This window comes from Polyangiaceae bacterium (assembly GCA_015075635.1).
Taxonomy (GTDB): domain Bacteria; phylum Myxococcota_A; class Polyangia; order Polyangiales; family Polyangiaceae; genus JADJKB01.
In genome coordinates this window covers 365,738-382,826 of record JABTUA010000001.1, presented here as the reverse complement: position 1 = coordinate 382,826, position 17,089 = coordinate 365,738, and the positions used below count along the sequence as shown (strand labels likewise).

Annotated in this window: 12 protein-coding genes; 4 read left to right on the top strand and 8 right to left on the bottom strand. The window is 70.8% G+C overall.

Annotation, left to right across the window (positions count from 1 at the left end; translation table 11 throughout):
* Positions 1-179: 179 nt before the first annotated feature.
* Positions 180-1,205: a hypothetical protein gene (locus HS104_01800; GenBank protein MBE7478712.1), complete on the top strand. Its 1,026-nt coding sequence runs from the start codon at positions 180-182 to the stop codon at positions 1,203-1,205.
* Here the strand turns inward: HS104_01800 and HS104_01795 are convergent.
* Both HS104_01795 and HS104_01790 read right to left on the bottom strand, forming a co-directional pair.
* Entirely contained in the window at positions 1,171-3,216 is a 2,046-nt protein-coding gene (locus HS104_01795) for a CHASE domain-containing protein (protein ID MBE7478711.1), read from the bottom strand. The two genes, HS104_01800 and HS104_01795, sit on opposite strands and share 35 nt — an antisense overlap.
* 11 nt (positions 3,217-3,227) lie before the next feature.
* Positions 3,228-4,547: a protein kinase gene (locus HS104_01790; protein ID MBE7478710.1), complete on the bottom strand. Its 1,320-nt coding sequence runs from the start codon at positions 4,545-4,547 to the stop codon at positions 3,228-3,230.
* Between the two features lie 46 nt (positions 4,548-4,593).
* Between HS104_01790 and HS104_01785 the strand changes: the two genes are divergently transcribed.
* Positions 4,594-5,382 (top strand): class I SAM-dependent methyltransferase, encoded by a 789-nt coding sequence (locus tag HS104_01785; GenBank protein MBE7478709.1) that lies wholly within the window; start codon positions 4,594-4,596, stop codon positions 5,380-5,382.
* On the opposite strand, the gene HS104_01780 is transcribed toward HS104_01785, so the two are convergent.
* Genes HS104_01780 through HS104_01760 form a run of 5 tightly spaced genes read right to left on the bottom strand, consistent with a single transcriptional unit; the run spans position 5,358 to position 11,427 of the window.
* Complete coding sequence (locus tag HS104_01780; GenBank protein ID MBE7478708.1) at positions 5,358-6,311, bottom strand: hypothetical protein; 954 nt, start codon at positions 6,309-6,311, stop codon at positions 5,358-5,360. The two genes, HS104_01785 and HS104_01780, sit on opposite strands and share 25 nt — an antisense overlap.
* Positions 6,312-6,371: 60 nt before the next feature.
* A complete protein-coding gene (locus tag HS104_01775) occupies positions 6,372-7,334 on the bottom strand; it encodes a hypothetical protein (GenBank protein MBE7478707.1) in 963 nt (320 codons plus the stop codon).
* On the bottom strand, positions 7,334-8,353 hold the full coding sequence (locus HS104_01770; protein MBE7478706.1) for a tetratricopeptide repeat protein: 1,020 nt from the start codon (positions 8,351-8,353) through the stop codon (positions 7,334-7,336). The genes HS104_01775 and HS104_01770 overlap by 1 nt, the downstream gene beginning before the upstream one ends.
* A 28-nt stretch (positions 8,354-8,381) precedes the next feature.
* Complete coding sequence (locus tag HS104_01765; protein ID MBE7478705.1) at positions 8,382-10,007, bottom strand: hypothetical protein; 1,626 nt, start codon at positions 10,005-10,007, stop codon at positions 8,382-8,384.
* A 34-nt stretch (positions 10,008-10,041) separates the two neighbouring features.
* Positions 10,042-11,427 (bottom strand): protein kinase, encoded by a 1,386-nt coding sequence (locus HS104_01760; GenBank protein MBE7478704.1) that lies wholly within the window; start codon positions 11,425-11,427, stop codon positions 10,042-10,044.
* A 122-nt stretch (positions 11,428-11,549) separates the two neighbouring features.
* Here HS104_01760 and HS104_01755 point away from each other — a divergent pair, with 122 nt between their 5' ends.
* Complete coding sequence (locus HS104_01755) at positions 11,550-12,842, top strand: HlyC/CorC family transporter (protein MBE7478703.1); 1,293 nt, start codon at positions 11,550-11,552, stop codon at positions 12,840-12,842.
* A gap of 97 nt (positions 12,843-12,939) precedes the next feature.
* A complete protein-coding gene (locus HS104_01750) occupies positions 12,940-15,915 on the top strand; it encodes a hypothetical protein (protein MBE7478702.1) in 2,976 nt (991 codons plus the stop codon).
* 1 nt (position 15,916) lies between these two features.
* Here the strand turns inward: HS104_01750 and HS104_01745 are convergent, their stop codons facing one another.
* The gene (locus tag HS104_01745) at positions 15,917-17,062 is read right to left on the bottom strand and encodes an endonuclease/exonuclease/phosphatase family protein (protein ID MBE7478701.1); all 1,146 of its coding nucleotides are present in this window, start codon (positions 17,060-17,062) and stop codon (positions 15,917-15,919) included.
* Positions 17,063-17,089 lie beyond the last annotated feature (27 nt).

Here is a 17,089-nt window from a genome sequence, read left to right as displayed (position 1 = left end):
GTTCGCTGTTCCGCTCGGTGGTGGAGCCGGTGTAGGCGACGACGGCGCAGGCGCGGGCGGTGCGGGCTCGCTGGTCGGGCCGGGCGCGTGGGCTGCGCACGCGGTGAGGAGCGATAATCCCAAGGCGCTGACTCGCGACACCGCGCGAAGCTAGCACCGAAGCGTGATATTCTGCTCGAATGGTGCGGTCATCGGCGTTGGGGCTTGCGCTCTTGGCACTGGCCTGCTCGGGAGAGGAGTTTGCATCCGAGGCGAGCGGTGGAGCCGCTGGGGCCGGAGGCGCGTCCGGCGGGAGCGCCGGAGGCGGCGGCGCGAGCGGCGGCACGGCAGGCGCCAGCGGGGCCGGAGGCGCAAGCGGCAGCACGGCCGGCGCCAGCGGCGGGGCCGGCGGCGCGAGCGGCGGCGGCACGGGTGGCAGCGGCGGCACGGGTGGTGGTGGCGGCACGGGCGGTGGCGGCGGCACGGGTGGTGGCGGCGGCACGGGTGGTGGCGGCGGCACGGGCGGTGGCGGCGGAACGACGTGGCCCGACTGCGGGAAGGTGAGCGGCCCGCCGCTGTTGCTCCACTCGACGTTGAACGACTACGCCTCGATCACCAACCTGTTCGTCGGCAACGGTAACGGCGACGCTTTCCCCAACGACGACTTCCACGGCGGCAAGTGCGAGTCCGGGATCATGATCGAGGCGCCGAACGAGCGCGTCGAGTTTCCGCTGAGCGGCAACATCGACTTCGTCAAAGGCACCATCGACTTCTGGTACGTGCCCAAAGCGGCGCACACGGACAACCTGGTCCACAACCTGTTCGCGACGAGCGGCTGGAGCGTGGTCGGTGAGGGTGGGATCAAGATCCGCAAGGCAGACTCGAGCAACTCCAACGAATTCACGGTGTACATCTACGATCCTGCTGGCGCGTTTCACAAGACGTCGGTGCCGAGCACGGCGTACTCGTTCGTGCCGAACAAGCCCGTGCGCATCACCGTGGCGTGGAGCCTTTCGAGCACACCCGGGGCACCGGCCGTGTCGGTCTTCTTCGACAAGGTCGAGGCGACCAAGTACGGGGCGCGCGCCACCCAGCCGATCGTGAAACCGATCGGCAACGCTTCAGGGAAGATCTTCGTGGGCGCGGACAAGGCCACCGACGCGACTCCGGCGAACGGCCTGATCGACGACATCAAGATCTACGGCGCGACACTGGCACCGAAGTAGGCATCGGCTCGCTCTCCCCGAGGGTGCGCGACACGACGTCGATCTCGACCGTGCGCTCGCGGGCGCGCTCAGCGCGCTCCCTTTGCTCCGCCTCGCGGCTCGCGATCAGCTCGCGCCCGCGGACCTCCCACCAGCGCGCGGCGTCGCGCCGGGTCCAGCGCTCCACGTCCCCGAGCTCGTCGAGCACGCCGACCAGCGCGGCCGCGGACGCCGGGCGCTTCGCGGGATCCTTGCTCAGGCAGGCCAGCACCACCGCCTCGAGCCCCGCGGGCAGCGGGCGACCGAGCCGAGAGCTCGGGGGCTGGGGCTGCGTGTGCAGGTGGTGGGCGCACACCTCGAGCAGCGTCTTCGCTTCGAAAACCGTGTGGCCAGTGAGCAAGAAGTACATGACCGCGCCCGCGGCGTAGATGTCGGCGCTCGATCCCTGCGCGCCCGTGGAGTCGATGCTCTCCGGCGCCAGGTAGTGCGGTGTGCCGATCACCGCGTTGGCGTGGGTCTCCGCCACGGCGCTCGGATCGCGCAGCTGCTTGGCGAGCCCGAAGTCCAGCACTTTGACGAAGTCCGAGAGCCCGCCGCGCTCGCACAGCATCAGGTTGGCCGGCTTGATGTCGCGGTGGATGAGGCCGACGGAGTGGGCCTCTGCCAGGGAGCCGAGCACCTGGCGCATCAGGAAGACGACGCGCCCCGGCGGCAGCGGTCCCTCGGCGCGGACCAGGTGCTCGAAGTCGATGCCGTCGATGTACTCCATCGCGTAGTAGAGGACGCCATCCGGAGTCCGCCCGTAGTCGTAGACGGCGATGGTGTTGGGGTGGGTCAGCTGACTGGTGAGCTGCACCTCGCGCTCGAAGCGCGCGAGCCCCGCGCTGTGGCCGTGCTCCTTGCGCAGGAGCTTGAGCGCCGTGGGACGCCGCAGCATGGCGTGGGAGGCGCGATAGACCACTCCCATGCCACCCTCGCCGAGCTTGCTCTCCAGCGTGTACTGCCCGAGCTGCTCCACCTTCGCGACCCGCCGGCGCAACCCCGCGATGGTCTGGGCGCCTTGAGCCACGACGGCGCCGAGCAGGCTGAGCAGGGCGCCGACCAAGAGCACGAACGAACGACCCGCGGAGCCGGGATCCGCGGTGCTGACGTCCAGCGTCCAGTTGCGGTCGGCGAAGGCGAACGACTTCTGAAAGCTGGCTCGAGCGCGGGCGGCCGGCCCTGCTTTCTCGTACAGGACGCGCTCCTCTGCCGGCGCCGAGTCCTGGTCGTAGAGAGTGAGCGCGTACCTCGCCGTGTCGTAATCCCTGAGCGCGCGCTCGACGACCGGGCGCAGGCGAAAGACCTCCACGCCCGCTCCGAGGTACTCGAGCGCGCCGCCGGCGCGGGTGCGGTGCACGGGTTGAAAGACGGCGATGGAGTGCACGCCGGGAGCGTCCTCGACCAGACGGATGCGCCCGGAGGCGACGGCGCGCCCCGAGCTCTTGGCCCGGTCGTACGGGTCGAGCCGGATCGGATCGGAGGCGATGTCGAAGCCGAGCGCCTTGGGCTCCGAGGGCTCCATGTAGAAGATCGGCACGTGCCTGGGCCGCGGTTTGGCCGGAACCATGGCTAGCGACGGGCCGACCTCGGTGAACTGGAAGTCCGCCACACCTTCGGCGCGCGCGCGCGCTTCCCACTTCGCGCGCTCGGCGCCCGGCACCTCCGGCAGCCACTCCAGGGCGTAGATGGCCGGGTGGCGCTTCAGCGTAGGTGCCACGAAGGCGCGGAACTCGCTGCGCGTGACCTCTTCGGAGCTGGCGAACAGCGCGGGCAAGGACTGCAAGGCCTCGAGCGGCACGTCCAGCCCGTTGACCAGCGCCGCGGAGACGTCGCTCGCCTTTCGCTCGAAGTCCGCCTGCCAGTCGGCCCGGGCCCGTTCGCGCGCCACCCAGAAGGCGGCCGCCGAGACGGCGAGCCCGGCCGCGAGCACGATCAGGCCCGGAGCGCGCCGCGCGAGCGGTGCAGTGCGTTCGGTGGTCGCCTCGGTCATGGCTCGGAGCGTCAGCCGCGGCGCATGCCCGAAGCGCGGACCTGGTGCTCGAGATCACTGAACCGCTGCGCGAGGGCCCGCACTAGAGCGCCCGTCCAGCCGTCGATGCCCAGCCCTTCGGCCAAGGTCTGCTTGTCGAGCACCATCAGCGTGACCTGATCCACGGCCACCACCGTTGCAGCGCGCGGCTCGTAGAGCAAGAGCGCCATCTCGCCGAAGACGTCGCCAGTGGTCATCGTGGCCAGGGTCTCCTCGGTGCCGTCGACGCTGCGATAGGCGCGGCAGGTCCCGCTGGCGATCATGTACGCGGCGTCGCCGACGTCGCCCTCGCGGATCACGATCTCCCCCGGTGCAAAGCTCTTGGTCGGCAAGTACAGGCCCCCGCGCAGGAAGCGCCGCACGTCGTTCATCAGCTCGCCCACACTCTGGTAGCGGTCGGCTGGCTTGGCGGCGATGGCGCGGGTCACGATCTGCCGGATGCGCTTGGCGATGGGCAGCGTGCCGATGGCCTCGTCGATGGGCACGGTCTGACCGGCGCGCGCGCGGGCCAGGATCTCATCGGGCGGGCGCAGCGGGCCGTAGGGCAAGCGTCCGCTCACCAGCAGGTACAGGATGGCGCCCAGGCCGAACACGTCGGTCTGCTCGTTCATCTCGTGCGGATTGCCCCGAGCCTGCTCGGGCGCCATGAAGGGCGGGGTGCCGACGGCGCCTTTGGCCTCCATCTGTGCGTTCGCGCCCGACGCGGGCTTGCTCCTGCTCAGGCGCGCCAGGCCCCAATCCATCACGTAGACCTGGCCGAAGTCGCCGACCATCACGTTGTCTGGCTTCAGATCGCGGTGGATTACCCCGCGGTCGTGCGCGTAGGCGATGGCCTCGCAGACCTTGAGGAAGATCTCCAGGCCTGCTTCCAGCCGCTCGCTCGTACCAGGCGGCCGTCGCGGGTCCTTGAGCCACTGCGTGAGCGAGACGCCCTTCACGAGCTTCATGGTGAAGTACGGCACGCCACCAGCGCCGAAGCCGAGCTCGTAGACCGGCACCACGTTCGGGTGCTCGAGCTGACCGGCGATCTGCGCCTCCGCCACGAAGCCGTCGCGGTAGAACGGGTGCTGCGCCAGCTCCTTGCTCAGGCGTTTGAGCGCGACCTTGCGCAAGAGGTAGCGGTCGAGCGCTGGGTGAATGCGGCCCGCGACTCCCCGCCCGAGCTCCGGCTGGATGAACAGGGCCTCCGGTGTGGGGACGCCCTCGCGCTGAATGAGCGCTGCATCCACCCCGTGCGCGCCAGCGACCGGAATCGCCTCGTCGACCTGGACCGGCTCGGACTCTGACGCCATGCGCGCCAGGCTATCCGAACTTCCTGCATCCGAGCTACCCTCGGGCATGGCACTGCCGCGCCTACAGCTGTTCGAGTTCAACGATCTCGATTGGGTCGGCTCGGACGTCCGGGACACCGTCGTCGAGTCCTTGAGCCGCGGCCTGTCGTGGGGGCGCACGCTCACGGGTCTGGTGGACCCCTTCGCGGAGTTTCTCGAGGCCGCGGGTACGGACAGCGTGCTCGACCTGTGCGCGGGCGCGGGCGGGCCGGCGCAGATCCTCACCCAGGAATTTCGGCGCGCGGGTCGCGAGCCGCCGGAGCTTTTGCTCACCGACCTGTTCCCGCGCGAGCGCGCCTGGCAGCGGCTCGTGGCGGAGGAGCCGAAGATCCAGGCGCACCTCGGCGCCATCGACGCTACCGCCATCCCGTCCGAGGTCGGCGCCGGACGCGCGCGCGCCATCATCAACGCCTTCCACCACTTCCCGCCGGTGCTCGCCCAAAGCATCCTGGCGGACGCCGTGCGCGCGCGAGCGCCCATCTGGGTGTCGGAGCCGTTCGAGCGCAACCCGCTCATGTTTCTCTCGTTCGCGCCGTTCGGCCTGGCGGCGCTGCTCGCGAACCCGGTGCTCACCCCCGAGCGCACGCTCGGCAAAGCCGTGCTCTCCTGGGGCGTCTTGCCGCTCACGCTGGGGATCAGCGCCTGGGACGGCTTCGTCAGCACGCTCCGCGTGTACGAGCACCCGGAGCTGCTCGAGATGGTTCGCCCGTTCGCCGCCGACTACCGCTGGGAGCTCGGCACGTATCGCTACGCGCTGGGCGGCAAGGGCTACTACTTCTGGGGCGTGCCCTTCTGACCCGCAGCTTTCAGCGCCTTGGCGTGCTCCGGGGCCGAGTATTGGCGCCAGCCCTCGCTCTTGAGCTGCTCGTAATACGCGACGTACGCGCTGGTGCACTCGCGCGGCGTGGGGAAGCTCTTCTTCTCCGACTTCGAGCCGCGCGTTCCGGTCAGGGTCTCCTGCATCACGTCGATGGCCTGGGGCCACTTGCGCAAGCAGAGTGAGCGGGCGCCGGCCTCGTCGATGAAGTAGCGCCAGGTGTTCGACGGATCGGTCGAGCAGTCCGGCCACTCTTCCAGCGCGGAGCCGCCGCGTGGGCGCTTGGCTGCGGGCTTTGGCTTGTCGGCCAGCGGTTTGGCGGCGACGATGCGCGCCGGATGCCCGGCCGCCTTCATGGCGGCCAGCGTGATGTTCACGCGCGACCGGTGCACCGTGCCGATGGCCCATTGGTCCGAGCCGGCGTCGAGGTTGAGCAGGACCACGCCCAGCGCCTCGACTCGCGCGGCGACGGCCTCGATGACGCGCTCGGTCGGTAGGTCGCTCAGGGTCTCGTAGTCCAGCGAGTCGGCCCAGGAGAAATCGAGCTTCGAGGGGGCCCTCAGCTTTCGCAGCTCTGCGATGACGACTGCCGCGGGGGCCTTGGGGTCGAGCAGCGCGACCCGCGCCTCGGCGGCGAGCCCGTCGATGAGTGCCAGGAAGGGCAGCTTGGGTACCGGCGCTGTGACGCCGCGGCGCGCGAGCTCCTTGGCGTGAGTCTTCGCGTATTTCTTTGGATCTTCGACGGCGAGCCGGACCCGCGCCCGCACCTTGGTCGCCTCGGGTGCCAGCGTCTCGGCGGCCTTGACGACGAGCTCGCCCTTGGACGGAACAGGGGGTCTCCCTGCCGCCGGCTTCGTCGCTGGCTTCTTCGTGCCGGCCGGCTGGTTCTTCGGCGTCGTCTTCTTCATGCGCAGTTTCCCGAGAGCCGACGCCACATGGCAGAGGCCGAGGCCCGGCGCAAGCTCCGATCACTGGCACTGGCCGCCGACGCAGCTCTGCCCGGTCGCGCATTGTTTACCGCAGGCACCGCAGTTGGCCGTGTCCGTCTGCAGATCCTTGCAGCCTGGCGGGCCCTTGCAGCAGACCTGGCCCGGCACACAGGCCGCGCCGCCGTTGCACGAGCAGACCTGGTTCGCGCCGACCTTTCTGCAGGCTTCGCCGGCCATGCACTCCGTGCCGGTGCAGGTGCAGCGTCCGTTCCCGTTGCAGGTGGCCGTCCCGCTGCCGCCGTCCTTGCATTGGTCGGGGCTGGTGCAGCGGCAGACCAGATTCGAGCAGGAGAAGCCGGTGGTGAAGCCCTGTGTGGTGCAGTTGTTCGCGCAGCTCCCGCAGTGCTGGTTGTCGCTCTTCGACAGATCCTGCTCGCAGCCGTTCGCGTTCTGGTTGTCGCAGTTGGCAAACACCCCGGTGCACTGGTCCACCTGACACACGGGTCCCGTTCCCCCGCACTTGGCGCTGGCGTTGGCCAGCGCGCAGGCCGCGCAGCTCGGGCCGCTGCAGCCCGTGGCCGGGTCCGTCACCTGCACGCAGCTCGTCCCGCAGAGCTTCTCGCCGTTCCCACAGCCACCACCGGTTCCGCCAGTGGCCGCGCCGCCGCTGCCGGCCGCGCCGCCGCTGGTGGTGCCGCCGCCGCTGGTGGTGCCGCCGCCGCTGGTGGTGCCACCGCCGCTGGTGGTGCCGCCGCCGCTGGTGGTGCCGCCGCCGCTGGTGGTGCCGCCGCCGCTGGTGGTGCCGCCGCCGCTGGTGGTGCCGCCGCCGCTGGTGGTGCCGCCGCCGCCGCCGCTCGTGCCCGCGCTCCCGCCGGAGCTCGTGCCGGCGCCACCGCCCGTGCCCGAGCTGTCGAACTGGCCGTAGTCGTAGGTGCAGGCGATGACGCCCGCGAGCGGTAGCACGAAGGCGAGCGAGCGCGAGACGAAGGTGTGTTTCTTCATCAGAACTGACCGCTGAGTGACGCGAACCCTGGCGCGACCCGCACCCGCATCGTCGCAGCTCGCTCGTTCTTCTTCGAGCTCCCGGACAAGAGGAAGAGCGTCGTGCCCGCGCCGATGCCGACGATCCCGACTGCGAGCCCGATATTGGCGACGGTCTGGTAGCGGCGTCCGGCGTCGATGTCGTCTTGCCGCCCTGGTCCGCAGCTCCCGTTGGTGCAGCTCGATTCCAGGTCGTCGAACTTGGACTTGTTCATCAGGCCGAAGACCGTGAACGTGGCCAGGCCCGCCACCCCGACCCCGCCCGCGACGTAGGCGTAGGGCCGGAGCGAGCTGGGCTTGCCCAGATCGTTCGTCGCAGCGGCACCGGACGCCGCCGGGGTCGGTGCTTCGGGTTTGGGCGTCGGCGACGGCTCGGACTCCGCGGGCAGGTCGAGCTGCACCTTCTCCGACTCACCTGCGGCCACGGAGAGCTCGCGGCGCACCGAGCGGCCGTCCGGCAACGCCGCCACCACGACCACGCTGCCCGGCGTGACCACGACGGGTGCCGCGTGCTCGAGCACCGTCAGCGTGCGGGGCCCGACGTTGATCTTCGCCTCCTTCAACGCGTCCGAGAGCACCAGCTCCACACGCCCGACCTTCGGCTCGAGCGAGGCGAGCTCGGCCTCGGCAGCCTTGAGCGTCGGCGCGTACTTCTCGTCGGCAGCCGCTGCGCTCTTGGCGTCGCTCACCGCGCCGACCAGCTCGTAGTAGGCGTCGTCGAGCTTGCCGAGGGCGGCCAGCGAGCGCGCGATCATCAGCCGCGAGTTCGGGCTAGCGACGATCTCGTAGGAGGCTCGGTAGGCCGTGATGGCCTCCGAGTAGCGCTTGGCGTCGAACAGGCCGTCGGCCGCCTCGAAGGTGCGTTGAGCCGCCTTCAGCTGCTCCTTGCTGGCCTTCTCGATGGGGACGCCAGCCGCAGCCGCCGCCTGGGCGACCAGCAGACCAACGGCCAGGAGCGTCACTGCCAGCCTGCGAGCCATGTCCGCAGACGATAGCACCCTGGCTCGATCAGATCCCCTTGGGCCGGAAGCCCTTCGGTTCTTTGGGCCTGGGCTCCGGTCGCTCGTCGCGGGGTCTGGGCCGCGCGGCAGAGGCGCTCGGCGCCGGTTCGGCGCTCGGCGCTGCGCTGGGCTCGACCGGGGGGCGCTCGGTGGCGCTGGGCTCCAGCGTCGGCGCGGTCGCGACGGGCCTCTCGACGCTGGGCGTGCTGGTCGCTGCGGGGGGCCCTGCCTCGCCCGAGCCGCCGGAGCGGGAGAGCACGGCGATCAGGATCGCGGCGACGCCGACCGCCACGACGATGAGCGGTGCGAAGCGCCGCAGACTCGACGGCTTTGCATGGATGGGCTCTTCCGGAACGCTGACGCCCGAGCTGGTGGACTCCCGCGCCGGTGGCTCGAGCTTCGCCGAAGCGGGCACGGGGGGCGGCGGCTTCGACGAGCCACGCTGGCTACCGATGCGCGGGGTCTCCTTCGCAGACAGACCTTCGGGTACGGGCAAGGCGACCGGCGTCAGCTTGCGGCGCGGCTTGGTGGGTGCCTCCTGTGTGGCAAAGGAGTCGAGCGAGGCGAGCGCCGGCATCACCACCGCGACCGGCGCATCCGGTGCCGCGGGCCGGGCGGTCGCGCGGGTCGACTCCGGCGAGAAGCTCAAGCGCCCCTCGCTCATCTGCGTCAGGGTGGCGCGCCGCGCTTCGAGAGTGTTCCGCGCCAGACGCTCCAAGGTCACGACCACCTGCTCCGGCGGCGCGATCAGATCCCGGGGTAGCTCGTCGAACGCCTCGCGGAAGGCCGAGAGCGACGGGAAGCGCTGCTCCGGATCCCGAAACAGCGCACGACCCACCAGCACGACCAGCGAGGAGGGCAGCGGCGCACCCTGCCGCGGCAGAGTGTCGAGCGGCGGAATGGGCCCTGACAACACCAGCCTGCGGAGCTCGGTCTCGGCTTCGGTGTCGCTCGGGGCCCGCGAGCGGAACAGCGGTCGATTCGCCAGCATCTCCCAGAGCAGCACGCCGAGGCTGTACACGTCCGCGCGCTCGTCGCGCCTCGGCGGGACGCCCAGCTGTTCCGGCGCGCGATACGGAAGAGCGGCGTAGCGGACGGCGGCGTCGCCCAGGGCTGCCAGGACCCCAGGCTCGGTCAGCATGGTCTCGCCGAAAGCTGCCACCGCCAGCCCGTCCGGGACCAGGCCCCCGAACGGTTCGGGCGCGCTCGGATCCTTCCCAAAGTGGTCGCGCGTCGCGATCAGCGCGTCCGCCGCGTCCCTCACGATGGCCAGCGCGGCGCCCGGCGGGATGGGGCTCTTGGCGTTGATGGCCTGCTTCATCAGCGCGGCGAGCGACTCGCCGTCCACGTGCTCGCTGACGATCACGAGCTCGTCATCGCGTTCGAGCACCTCGAGGACCGCGGCAACCTTGGGGTGTCGCAGCGAGCGCGCGCTCTCCGCGGCCCGCGCCGAGAGCTTGCGCAGGGCGGGCGCCGTGCCTCCGAAGCGGATCCGCCGAATGGAGACCACTCGGCCCTGCTCTGGCCCGTCGGTGGCGGCACCGGCCCAGAGCTCGCCCAACGGCCCCTGCCCGAGCGAGAGCGCCAGCTCGTAGCGTCCGATGTGGGCTGGTTCTGCGGGCGAGCTGGTCATGCTGGGCGCCAGCCCCCTAGGCTATCAGGCCGCGTCAAATGCCGCGCGGGCGAAAGCTCTCTCGGGGCTTGGCGGGGCGGCTCTGCGGGCGTGGCTCGCGCTTGCTCCCCTGGGGCTCGGCGCGAGGCGCTCCAGCGTCGGCGGCCTCGCTCGGGATTGGTGGTGGGTCGCTCCGAGCGCTCACGGTGGGCTCGGCGCTGGCACTTACGCTCACGGGCGCGACGCTATCCTCCGGCGTGGCGCTCGACACCGAACGCGGCGGTTCCTTCGGGCGCAACCAGATCACGGCCGCGCCGAGCACGAGCGCTGCAGCCAGCGCGCTGCTCAGCCACAGCCGCCGCCTCTGCCGCCCAGCCTGGCTCGCGGTCAGGCTCAGCCCCTCGACGGAGCTCGTGTTGGACTTCGCGCTCTCGGCGTCCACCCCCAGCGGGGAGGCGAGCGTGGCGCGCGGGTCCCTCGGGGGCCGATCGCTCGGGCCGACCACCATGGGCTGGAGCGAGGTAGGCGGCTCCGAAACGCGAGCGAGCCACCCGGCGCGCAACGAGACGTGAGCGGCGTCTTCGCTCACGCCTTGCCCCAGCAACCACTCTGCCAACGCGCTGCCGAGCTCCCGCGCGCTGCCGAAGCGGCGAGACGGGTCCTTGCTCAGACCGCGCTCGACGATGGACGCGAGCAGGTCGTCGCCGGCGCCGAACGCGCTCAGGCTCGGGCACTCGTCTTCGATGATCGCGCGCAGCACAGCGTGGTAGTTCTCACCGCTGAAGGGCAGCGTCGCGGTCATCAGCTCGAACAAGACCACGCACAGGGCCCAGAGATCCGTGCTCGCGCCGACCTCCGCGCCGCGGGCCTGCTCCGGCGACATGTACACCGGGCTGCCCATGATGGCGCCGTGGGTGGTGCGCCGAACGGCGATGGCTTCCGCCAGCGCGATGCCGAAGTCGAGGACCTTCGGCTGCATGCGCCCCCCCACGCGGGCCAAGAACACGTTCTCCGGCTTGATGTCGCGGTGGACGATGCCGGCCTCGTGCGCGACGCGCACGCCGTCGATGACCGGCAAGAGCAGCGACACGGCCTCGACCGATGGCACGCGCCCGCGGCGTGCCATGTGGTCGGCCAAGCTCTCCCCGTCGAGCAGCTCCATCGCCACGAAGGGATCCCCGCGTTCCGTTCGGCCGCAGTCGTGCACGCGCACCACGGCTGGGTGCTGCAAGCGCGCGAGCATGCGAGCTTCTGCCAAGAGCCGCTCGGCGGCGTGGGTTTCGGAGAGCTCGGGACGCAGGAGCTTGAGTGCGACGTGCACGTCGAGATCCACGTTGCGCGCGGCCCACACCGTACCCATGCCGCCCTCGTCGAGCTTGCGCACGAGCTGGTACTTGCCGGCGATGCGGTCTCCCGACCGGTAGCGTTCGCTGTCCGTCACCACTGACCCCCGACGAAGAAGGCGGCCGAAGCGCGCGGAGCATAGCGCAAACGCCGCCAAAAGCCCCAGGAACGGATGGCCAGGGCGGAGCCGGGGCCGGTTTGTGGCAAGCCACTGTCGGCATGCTGTTCGAGCTCTTCGTCATCCTGGCCCTGGTGCTGGTCAACGGACTCTTCGCCGGGGCCGAAATCGCGGTGGTGGGGGTGGACCGAATGCGCCTGAGCCAACTGGTCGAGGCCGGGGGCACGCGCGCCCGGGCCCTCGCGGCGCTGCGGGCTGGCCCGGAGCGCTTTTTCGCCACCGTGCAGATCGGGATCACCGTGGTAGGCGCCACGGCGGGCGCCTTCGGCGGCGCCACCTTCGCCCGGGACCTGACCCCCGTGCTGGCCCCGTTCGTTGGGGGTTACGCCGAGGAGGTCGCGCTCGGCGCCGTGGTGGTGCTGATCTCGTTTCTCTCGCTGGTGGGCGGCGAGCTGGTGCCGAAGTCGCTCGCCCTTCGCAGCCCCGAGCCTTACGCGCTGCTCGTGGCGCCGGTGTTGCTCTGGCTCTCGTCGGCGGCGCGCCCGCTGGTCTGGGTACTCACCGCTAGCTCCAACGCCGTGCTCAAGCGGTTCGGCGACAGCACCAGCTTCAGCGAGAGCCGCCTCTCACCCGAGGAGCTCCGCACCCTGGTCGAGGAGGCCGCCGAGTCCGGCACCCTGGACCCGCGCGTCGGAGAGATCGCCTCTCGTGCCCTCGACTTCGCCAAGCTCACCGCCGGACACGTGATGATCCCGCGCACGCGCGTCGTCGGCATCGAGCGCCGCGCTTCCACGGAGCAGATCCGGAACATCGTGCTCGAGCACGCGCACTCTCGGCTGCCGGTCTACGACACCGACCTCGACGTCGTCGTCGGCTACGTGCTCTACAAGGACCTCTTGCCGCTGGCCTGGGCAGGCAGGCTCCTGGTGCTCGAAGACCTGATCCGGCCGGCGTACGTCGTGGACGAAAGCATGGAGGCGTCTCAGCTCCTGCACGAGATGCGCGCGCGTCACGTGCAGCTGGCCGTGGTGCTCGCGGCGGAAGGCGGGACGGCGGGCATCGTCACGTTCGACGACCTGGTGGAGGAGCTGGTGGGCGACGTGTTCGGCGAGCTGCACCGCACCGCCCCCGACTCGATGAAGCCCGCCGCCGACGGCTCGATCGTCGTGCTGGCGGAGGTGCCGACCCGGGACCTGAACCGGAGCTTCGACCTGGCCCTCCCCGAAGGCGAAGGCTGGTCCACTCTGGGAGGCTTGTGCCTACGGGAGGCCGGTCGGGTGCCGCTGCCCGGCGAGTGCCTGACCCTCGAGGACGGCACCCAGCTCTTCATCGAGGAAGCGTCCGAGCGCGCCGTGGAGCGGGTCCGGGTCGTGCCGCCCAAACCGGCGCAGTGATTGCCGGACGGGCCACCCGGTCCGAACGGACTGCGGGCTCCATCCAGACGATTCGCGGGTCTTTGTTGGTGGCACGCTCGATGCTCGGTGTGCCCGCATGGCACTCGTGCGCGCTGGGTTCGGGCTGGCTCTGATCCTCGTGGCGGCCACCGCCGGGGCCTGGACCCCGAAGCCCGTGGCCAACGATCCCCTGGTGCGCATGCCCGGTACGCAGCCCATCCAGGGCGTCCTGCTCGAGGCCCCCAACAAGTGCCTGAACTGTCACGACGCCTATGACCCGAAGGTGAACATCGGCGCGCACTGGCGCGGTTCGATGATGTCCCAGGCGATGCGTGACCCGATCTTCCTCGCCACCTTCACGGTGGCGTTGCAGGACTCGATCTGGGCCCTGGGCAACGCCAACGCCGGCGACCTGTGCTTGCGCTGTCACACCCCGGACGGCTGGCTCGCCGGACGCTCGGATCCGCCCAACGGCAGCCTGCTCACCAGCGGCGATTTCGACGGCGTCACCTGCGACAGCTGCCACCGCATGGTGGACCCGTACTTCGAGCAGACGTTCGCCGGGACGCGCGAGGGCAACGACTGGCTGGGCTACTGGGACGAGACCAACCTGACGGCTCGACCCTCCGCGACCGAAGCGCAGACCACGCGCCTGGCCGACCGCGTGCAGGTGGGCCCGCTGACGTTCTTCAACGGCAAGCCCTTCTACGACACGTCGAGCTGGCTGCCGGTGATCGCCGCCTGGAACGAGAACGGCTCCGGTCAGTTCGTGATGAGCGCGATCAACGACAAGCGCGCCTCCTTCGCCGACACGAACGAGAAACACGGGCGCCTCTACAGCCGCTACCACAAGAGCCGCTACATGTGCGGCGTGTGCCACGACGTGTCCAACTCGGTGATGGCCAACCTGGCCTTCGCCAGCACGCCTCCCGGGAACGGCACGACCGTGCTCCCGACCGAGCAGAACCCGGCGTACGCTTACGCGCACGTCGAGCGCACGTTCAGCGAGTTCATGCTGAGCGACTTCGGCAACGGAGCAGGCGCACCGGGCAGCGGGGCGTTCGCTCCCAACGTGTTCAAGACCTCGCGACCCGGGAACGCCATCGCGACCTGCCAGGACTGCCACATGCCCGACGCGGTCGGCGCCGGCTGCGACAAGCCAGGCACGCCGATCCGCCCGACCGGCAGCCAGGAGCACCCGAAGAGCGGCCAGCCGCTGCACGACCTGACCGGCGGCAACACGCTGATGCCGTGGCTCCTATCGAGCGCCGTGGCGGGCTCCAGCAACTACGACGCGACCAACGCCACGCTGCTGAACCAGGGCTTCAACGTGCTCACGCTGAGCATGACGCTGGGGCAGCCGCCGGACCCCGCTGCGCTCCTCGCGGGCATCGTGCGCGCGACCCAGAGCCTGCAGCGCGCGGCTAGCATCGAGAACGTCAGCTACGGCGCCGGGACCGGCGCCCTCGGCTTCCGCATCCGAAACCACACCGGACACAAGCTCATCTCCGGCTACCCCGAAGGCCGGCGCATGTTCGTGAGCATCCGCGGCTACGTCGGCGGCAACGTGGTGTCGGCAGTGAACCCGTACGACGCGACGGCGGCCACCTTGAAGGGGCTACCCGGTTCGCCGAACAGCCCACCCCTCGGCAGCGGCGAGTCCTACGCCGACGCGTTGGTCTACGAGGCCAAGCTCCAGAGCACGCTCACCGGCGAGAGCCACACCTTCCACTTCGCGCTGGCCACCGGTCGGGCCAAGGACAATCGCATCCCGCCGCGCGGCTTCCGCATCGCGCAGGCGAGCGCCCGGCTCGCGGAGCCGGTGTGGAACGGCGTCTCCACGCCGAGCTACTTCAGCGCCGCGGAGTACGGCGGTGGCTACGACGACGTTGCCCTGACGCTGCCGCAGAACCTGGATGGCGTCGAGGTCAGCCTCTACTACCAGTCCACCAGCCGCGAGTACGTCGAGTTCTTGCGCAACGAGATCAAAGGCAACAGCGTCAAGACGCTGGCCTCGCCGACCCCGTCCGGAGAGCCGCAGGCGTACATCGTTCAAACCGATCCCTATTTCGCCAAGCTCAAGGCCTGGGGCGACACGATCTGGCAGCTCTGGGACCACAACAAGAGCGTGCCGGGCGCGGCCCCGATCCTGATGGCGCAGGCGGTGTGGGGCACCGTTGCCAACCCCTGCGCCGGCGCCGGATCCAACGGCACGCCCTGCAACGACGGCAGCCTGTGTACGACGAACGACCTGTGCGCCAGCGGCGTCTGCGTCGGAACGGTCGTGCCCTGCACGGGGCTCGATCAGTGCCACCTGCCGGGAGCCTGCGATCCCACTACCGGTGCGTGTTCGAACCCGGCCAAGGCCAATGGCACCGCGTGCTCGGACAACGACGCCTGCACGCTCACGGATACCTGTCAGAGCGGCGCGTGTGTCTCAGCCGGCAACGTGACCTGCGTCGCGCTCGACCAGTGTCACCTCGCGGGCGTGTGCGATCCGGCGACCGGCCTGTGCTCGAACCCGGCGAAGCCGGACGGTTCGGCGTGTGGCGGAGGGAGCTGCGTGGCCGGGATCTGCGTCGCGACGGACGCCGGCAGCGGCGGCAGCGGTGGCACAGGAGCGAGCGGTGGCACAGGAGCGAGCGGTGGCACAGGAGCGAGCGGCGGCGCGAGCAGCGGCGGTGCAGCCGGAAGCGGCGGCGCGAGCAGCGGCGGCGCGGCGGGCAGCGGCGGCGCGAGCACTGGCGGCGCGGCGGGCAGCGTTGGCGTAGCCGGAAGCGGCGGCGCAGCCGGAGGCGGCGGCGCGAGCAGCGGAGGCGCGGCGGGCAGCGGCGGCACGGCGGGCAGCGGCGGTGCGAGCACCGGCGGAGCTGGCGGGGCACCGAGCGGTGGCAACGGCGGCACCGCAGCCACCGGCGGGGCTCCCGACGGCGGTCCGAGCACCGGCGGTCAGGCGCCGGCGAGCGGTGACGACGGCGGTTGTGGCTGCCGGATGCGCCCAACGCCGCGCTCGGATGCCTGGCTGCTGTTGGCGATGGCGCTGGGCTTGGGCCTGCGCCGCCGCACCCGCTGACTCAGCGCACCCTGGCGCGCAGCCCGTAGTGGTCGGACAGGCTCATGCTCTGGGGTTTGCCCTCTACGCTGACGGTCGCAGGCGTGTTGGCGAAGACTGCGATGTCTCGCGCCTCGAGCCCGCGCACCAGCACGTGATCGATCAGCCGCGGCGAGGACGTATCGGACCGGAAGCTGTTGTCTGGGCACAGCGTGCACGGCGGCGCTTCGGCCTGGAGCGCGGGGCACTCGAGACCCGACTCGAGCAGCGGCGTGAAGTGCGCCGGCCACTCTCCGCTCAGCCCCGCCTGCTCCGGTCCGGTGTTCAAGTCGCCGAGCACGAGCACTGGTCCCGAGGGCGCCTTGGCTTGGATGTAGGCGAGGAGCTCGGCGACCTGTTGGGCGTGCTCGCCTTCCCAGCTGCCGTGGGGCCCCTGGTAGCCGATGCCGTCGAGCTCGGAGCCGAAGTGCGTGCAGAACACGTGCACCGGCTCGCCGCTCGGTCGCGGCAGCTTCGCGTACAGCACCGCGGCGCGCACGAAGTATGCGCTGAGCGCCAGGGAGTCCGTCTCGAGCGGTTCGGTGCGCAGCAAGAGCCCCGGATCGTGCTCGCCCCCGTAGAGCGCCGTGTCGCCGCCACCTGCGCTCGGGTCCACGCAGGCTGCGTACAGCTCGTCCACGGGCTTCGCGATGTTCTGGATCAAGCAGTCGGCGCAGCCGCCGCTCAGCGAGTTGGTCTCTGCGCTGCACTTGTCGAGCGCGCAGCCCAAGAGCTCCGACCCGGAGGCGGTCGAGCACTCGACCTTGACGCAGTCGAGCAACGGGCCCGCTTCGGCCGCCGTGCACTTCGGCTCGTCACCCGGATTCGGTGGTCGGCGCACGGCGTGGGGCAGCTCCGCGGCGACGGTGGCGACCAGGTTCTGCCAGTGGTCGCCGAGCCAGTACTCTTGCACGCAGAGCACGTCCAGGCTGGCCGCCTCGCTGGCGAGGGCTGCCGCCACCACCGGCTCGCGTTCGGTCACCCAGTCCTCGTAGTGGAGCGCGAGCCCGGAGTTGAAGGTTCCGACGCGGAGCTCGCTCGCGGTGACCTCCTCCGGCTCGGCATCGCCGCAGCCCGGTGCCAGAAGCGACAAGAGCAACATCCCGAATCCCAGCTGGTGCGTTCGCATGCCGCCCGAGGTGTGCATTCGCCGTGC

Coding starts and splice junctions, on each gene's coding strand:
- HS104_01770 (MBE7478706.1), bottom strand. CDS start 8,353: ATGGCTCGCAGGCTGGCAGTGACGCTCCTGGCCGTTGGTCTGCTGGTC.
- HS104_01755 (MBE7478703.1), top strand. CDS start 11,550: ATGCTGTTCGAGCTCTTCGTCATCCTGGCCCTGGTGCTGGTCAACGGA.
- HS104_01775 (MBE7478707.1), bottom strand. CDS start 7,334: ATGAAGAAACACACCTTCGTCTCGCGCTCGCTCGCCTTCGTGCTACCG.
- HS104_01780 (MBE7478708.1), bottom strand. CDS start 6,311: ATGAAGAAGACGACGCCGAAGAACCAGCCGGCCGGCACGAAGAAGCCA.
- HS104_01750 (MBE7478702.1), top strand. CDS start 12,940: ATGGCACTCGTGCGCGCTGGGTTCGGGCTGGCTCTGATCCTCGTGGCG.
- HS104_01785 (MBE7478709.1), top strand. CDS start 4,594: ATGGCACTGCCGCGCCTACAGCTGTTCGAGTTCAACGATCTCGATTGG.
- HS104_01790 (MBE7478710.1), bottom strand. CDS start 4,547: ATGGCGTCAGAGTCCGAGCCGGTCCAGGTCGACGAGGCGATTCCGGTC.
- HS104_01765 (MBE7478705.1), bottom strand. CDS start 10,007: ATGACCAGCTCGCCCGCAGAACCAGCCCACATCGGACGCTACGAGCTG.
- HS104_01745 (MBE7478701.1), bottom strand. CDS start 17,062: ATGCGAACGCACCAGCTGGGATTCGGGATGTTGCTCTTGTCGCTTCTG.
- HS104_01795 (MBE7478711.1), bottom strand. CDS start 3,216: ATGACCGAGGCGACCACCGAACGCACTGCACCGCTCGCGCGGCGCGCT.
- HS104_01800 (MBE7478712.1), top strand. CDS start 180: ATGGTGCGGTCATCGGCGTTGGGGCTTGCGCTCTTGGCACTGGCCTGC.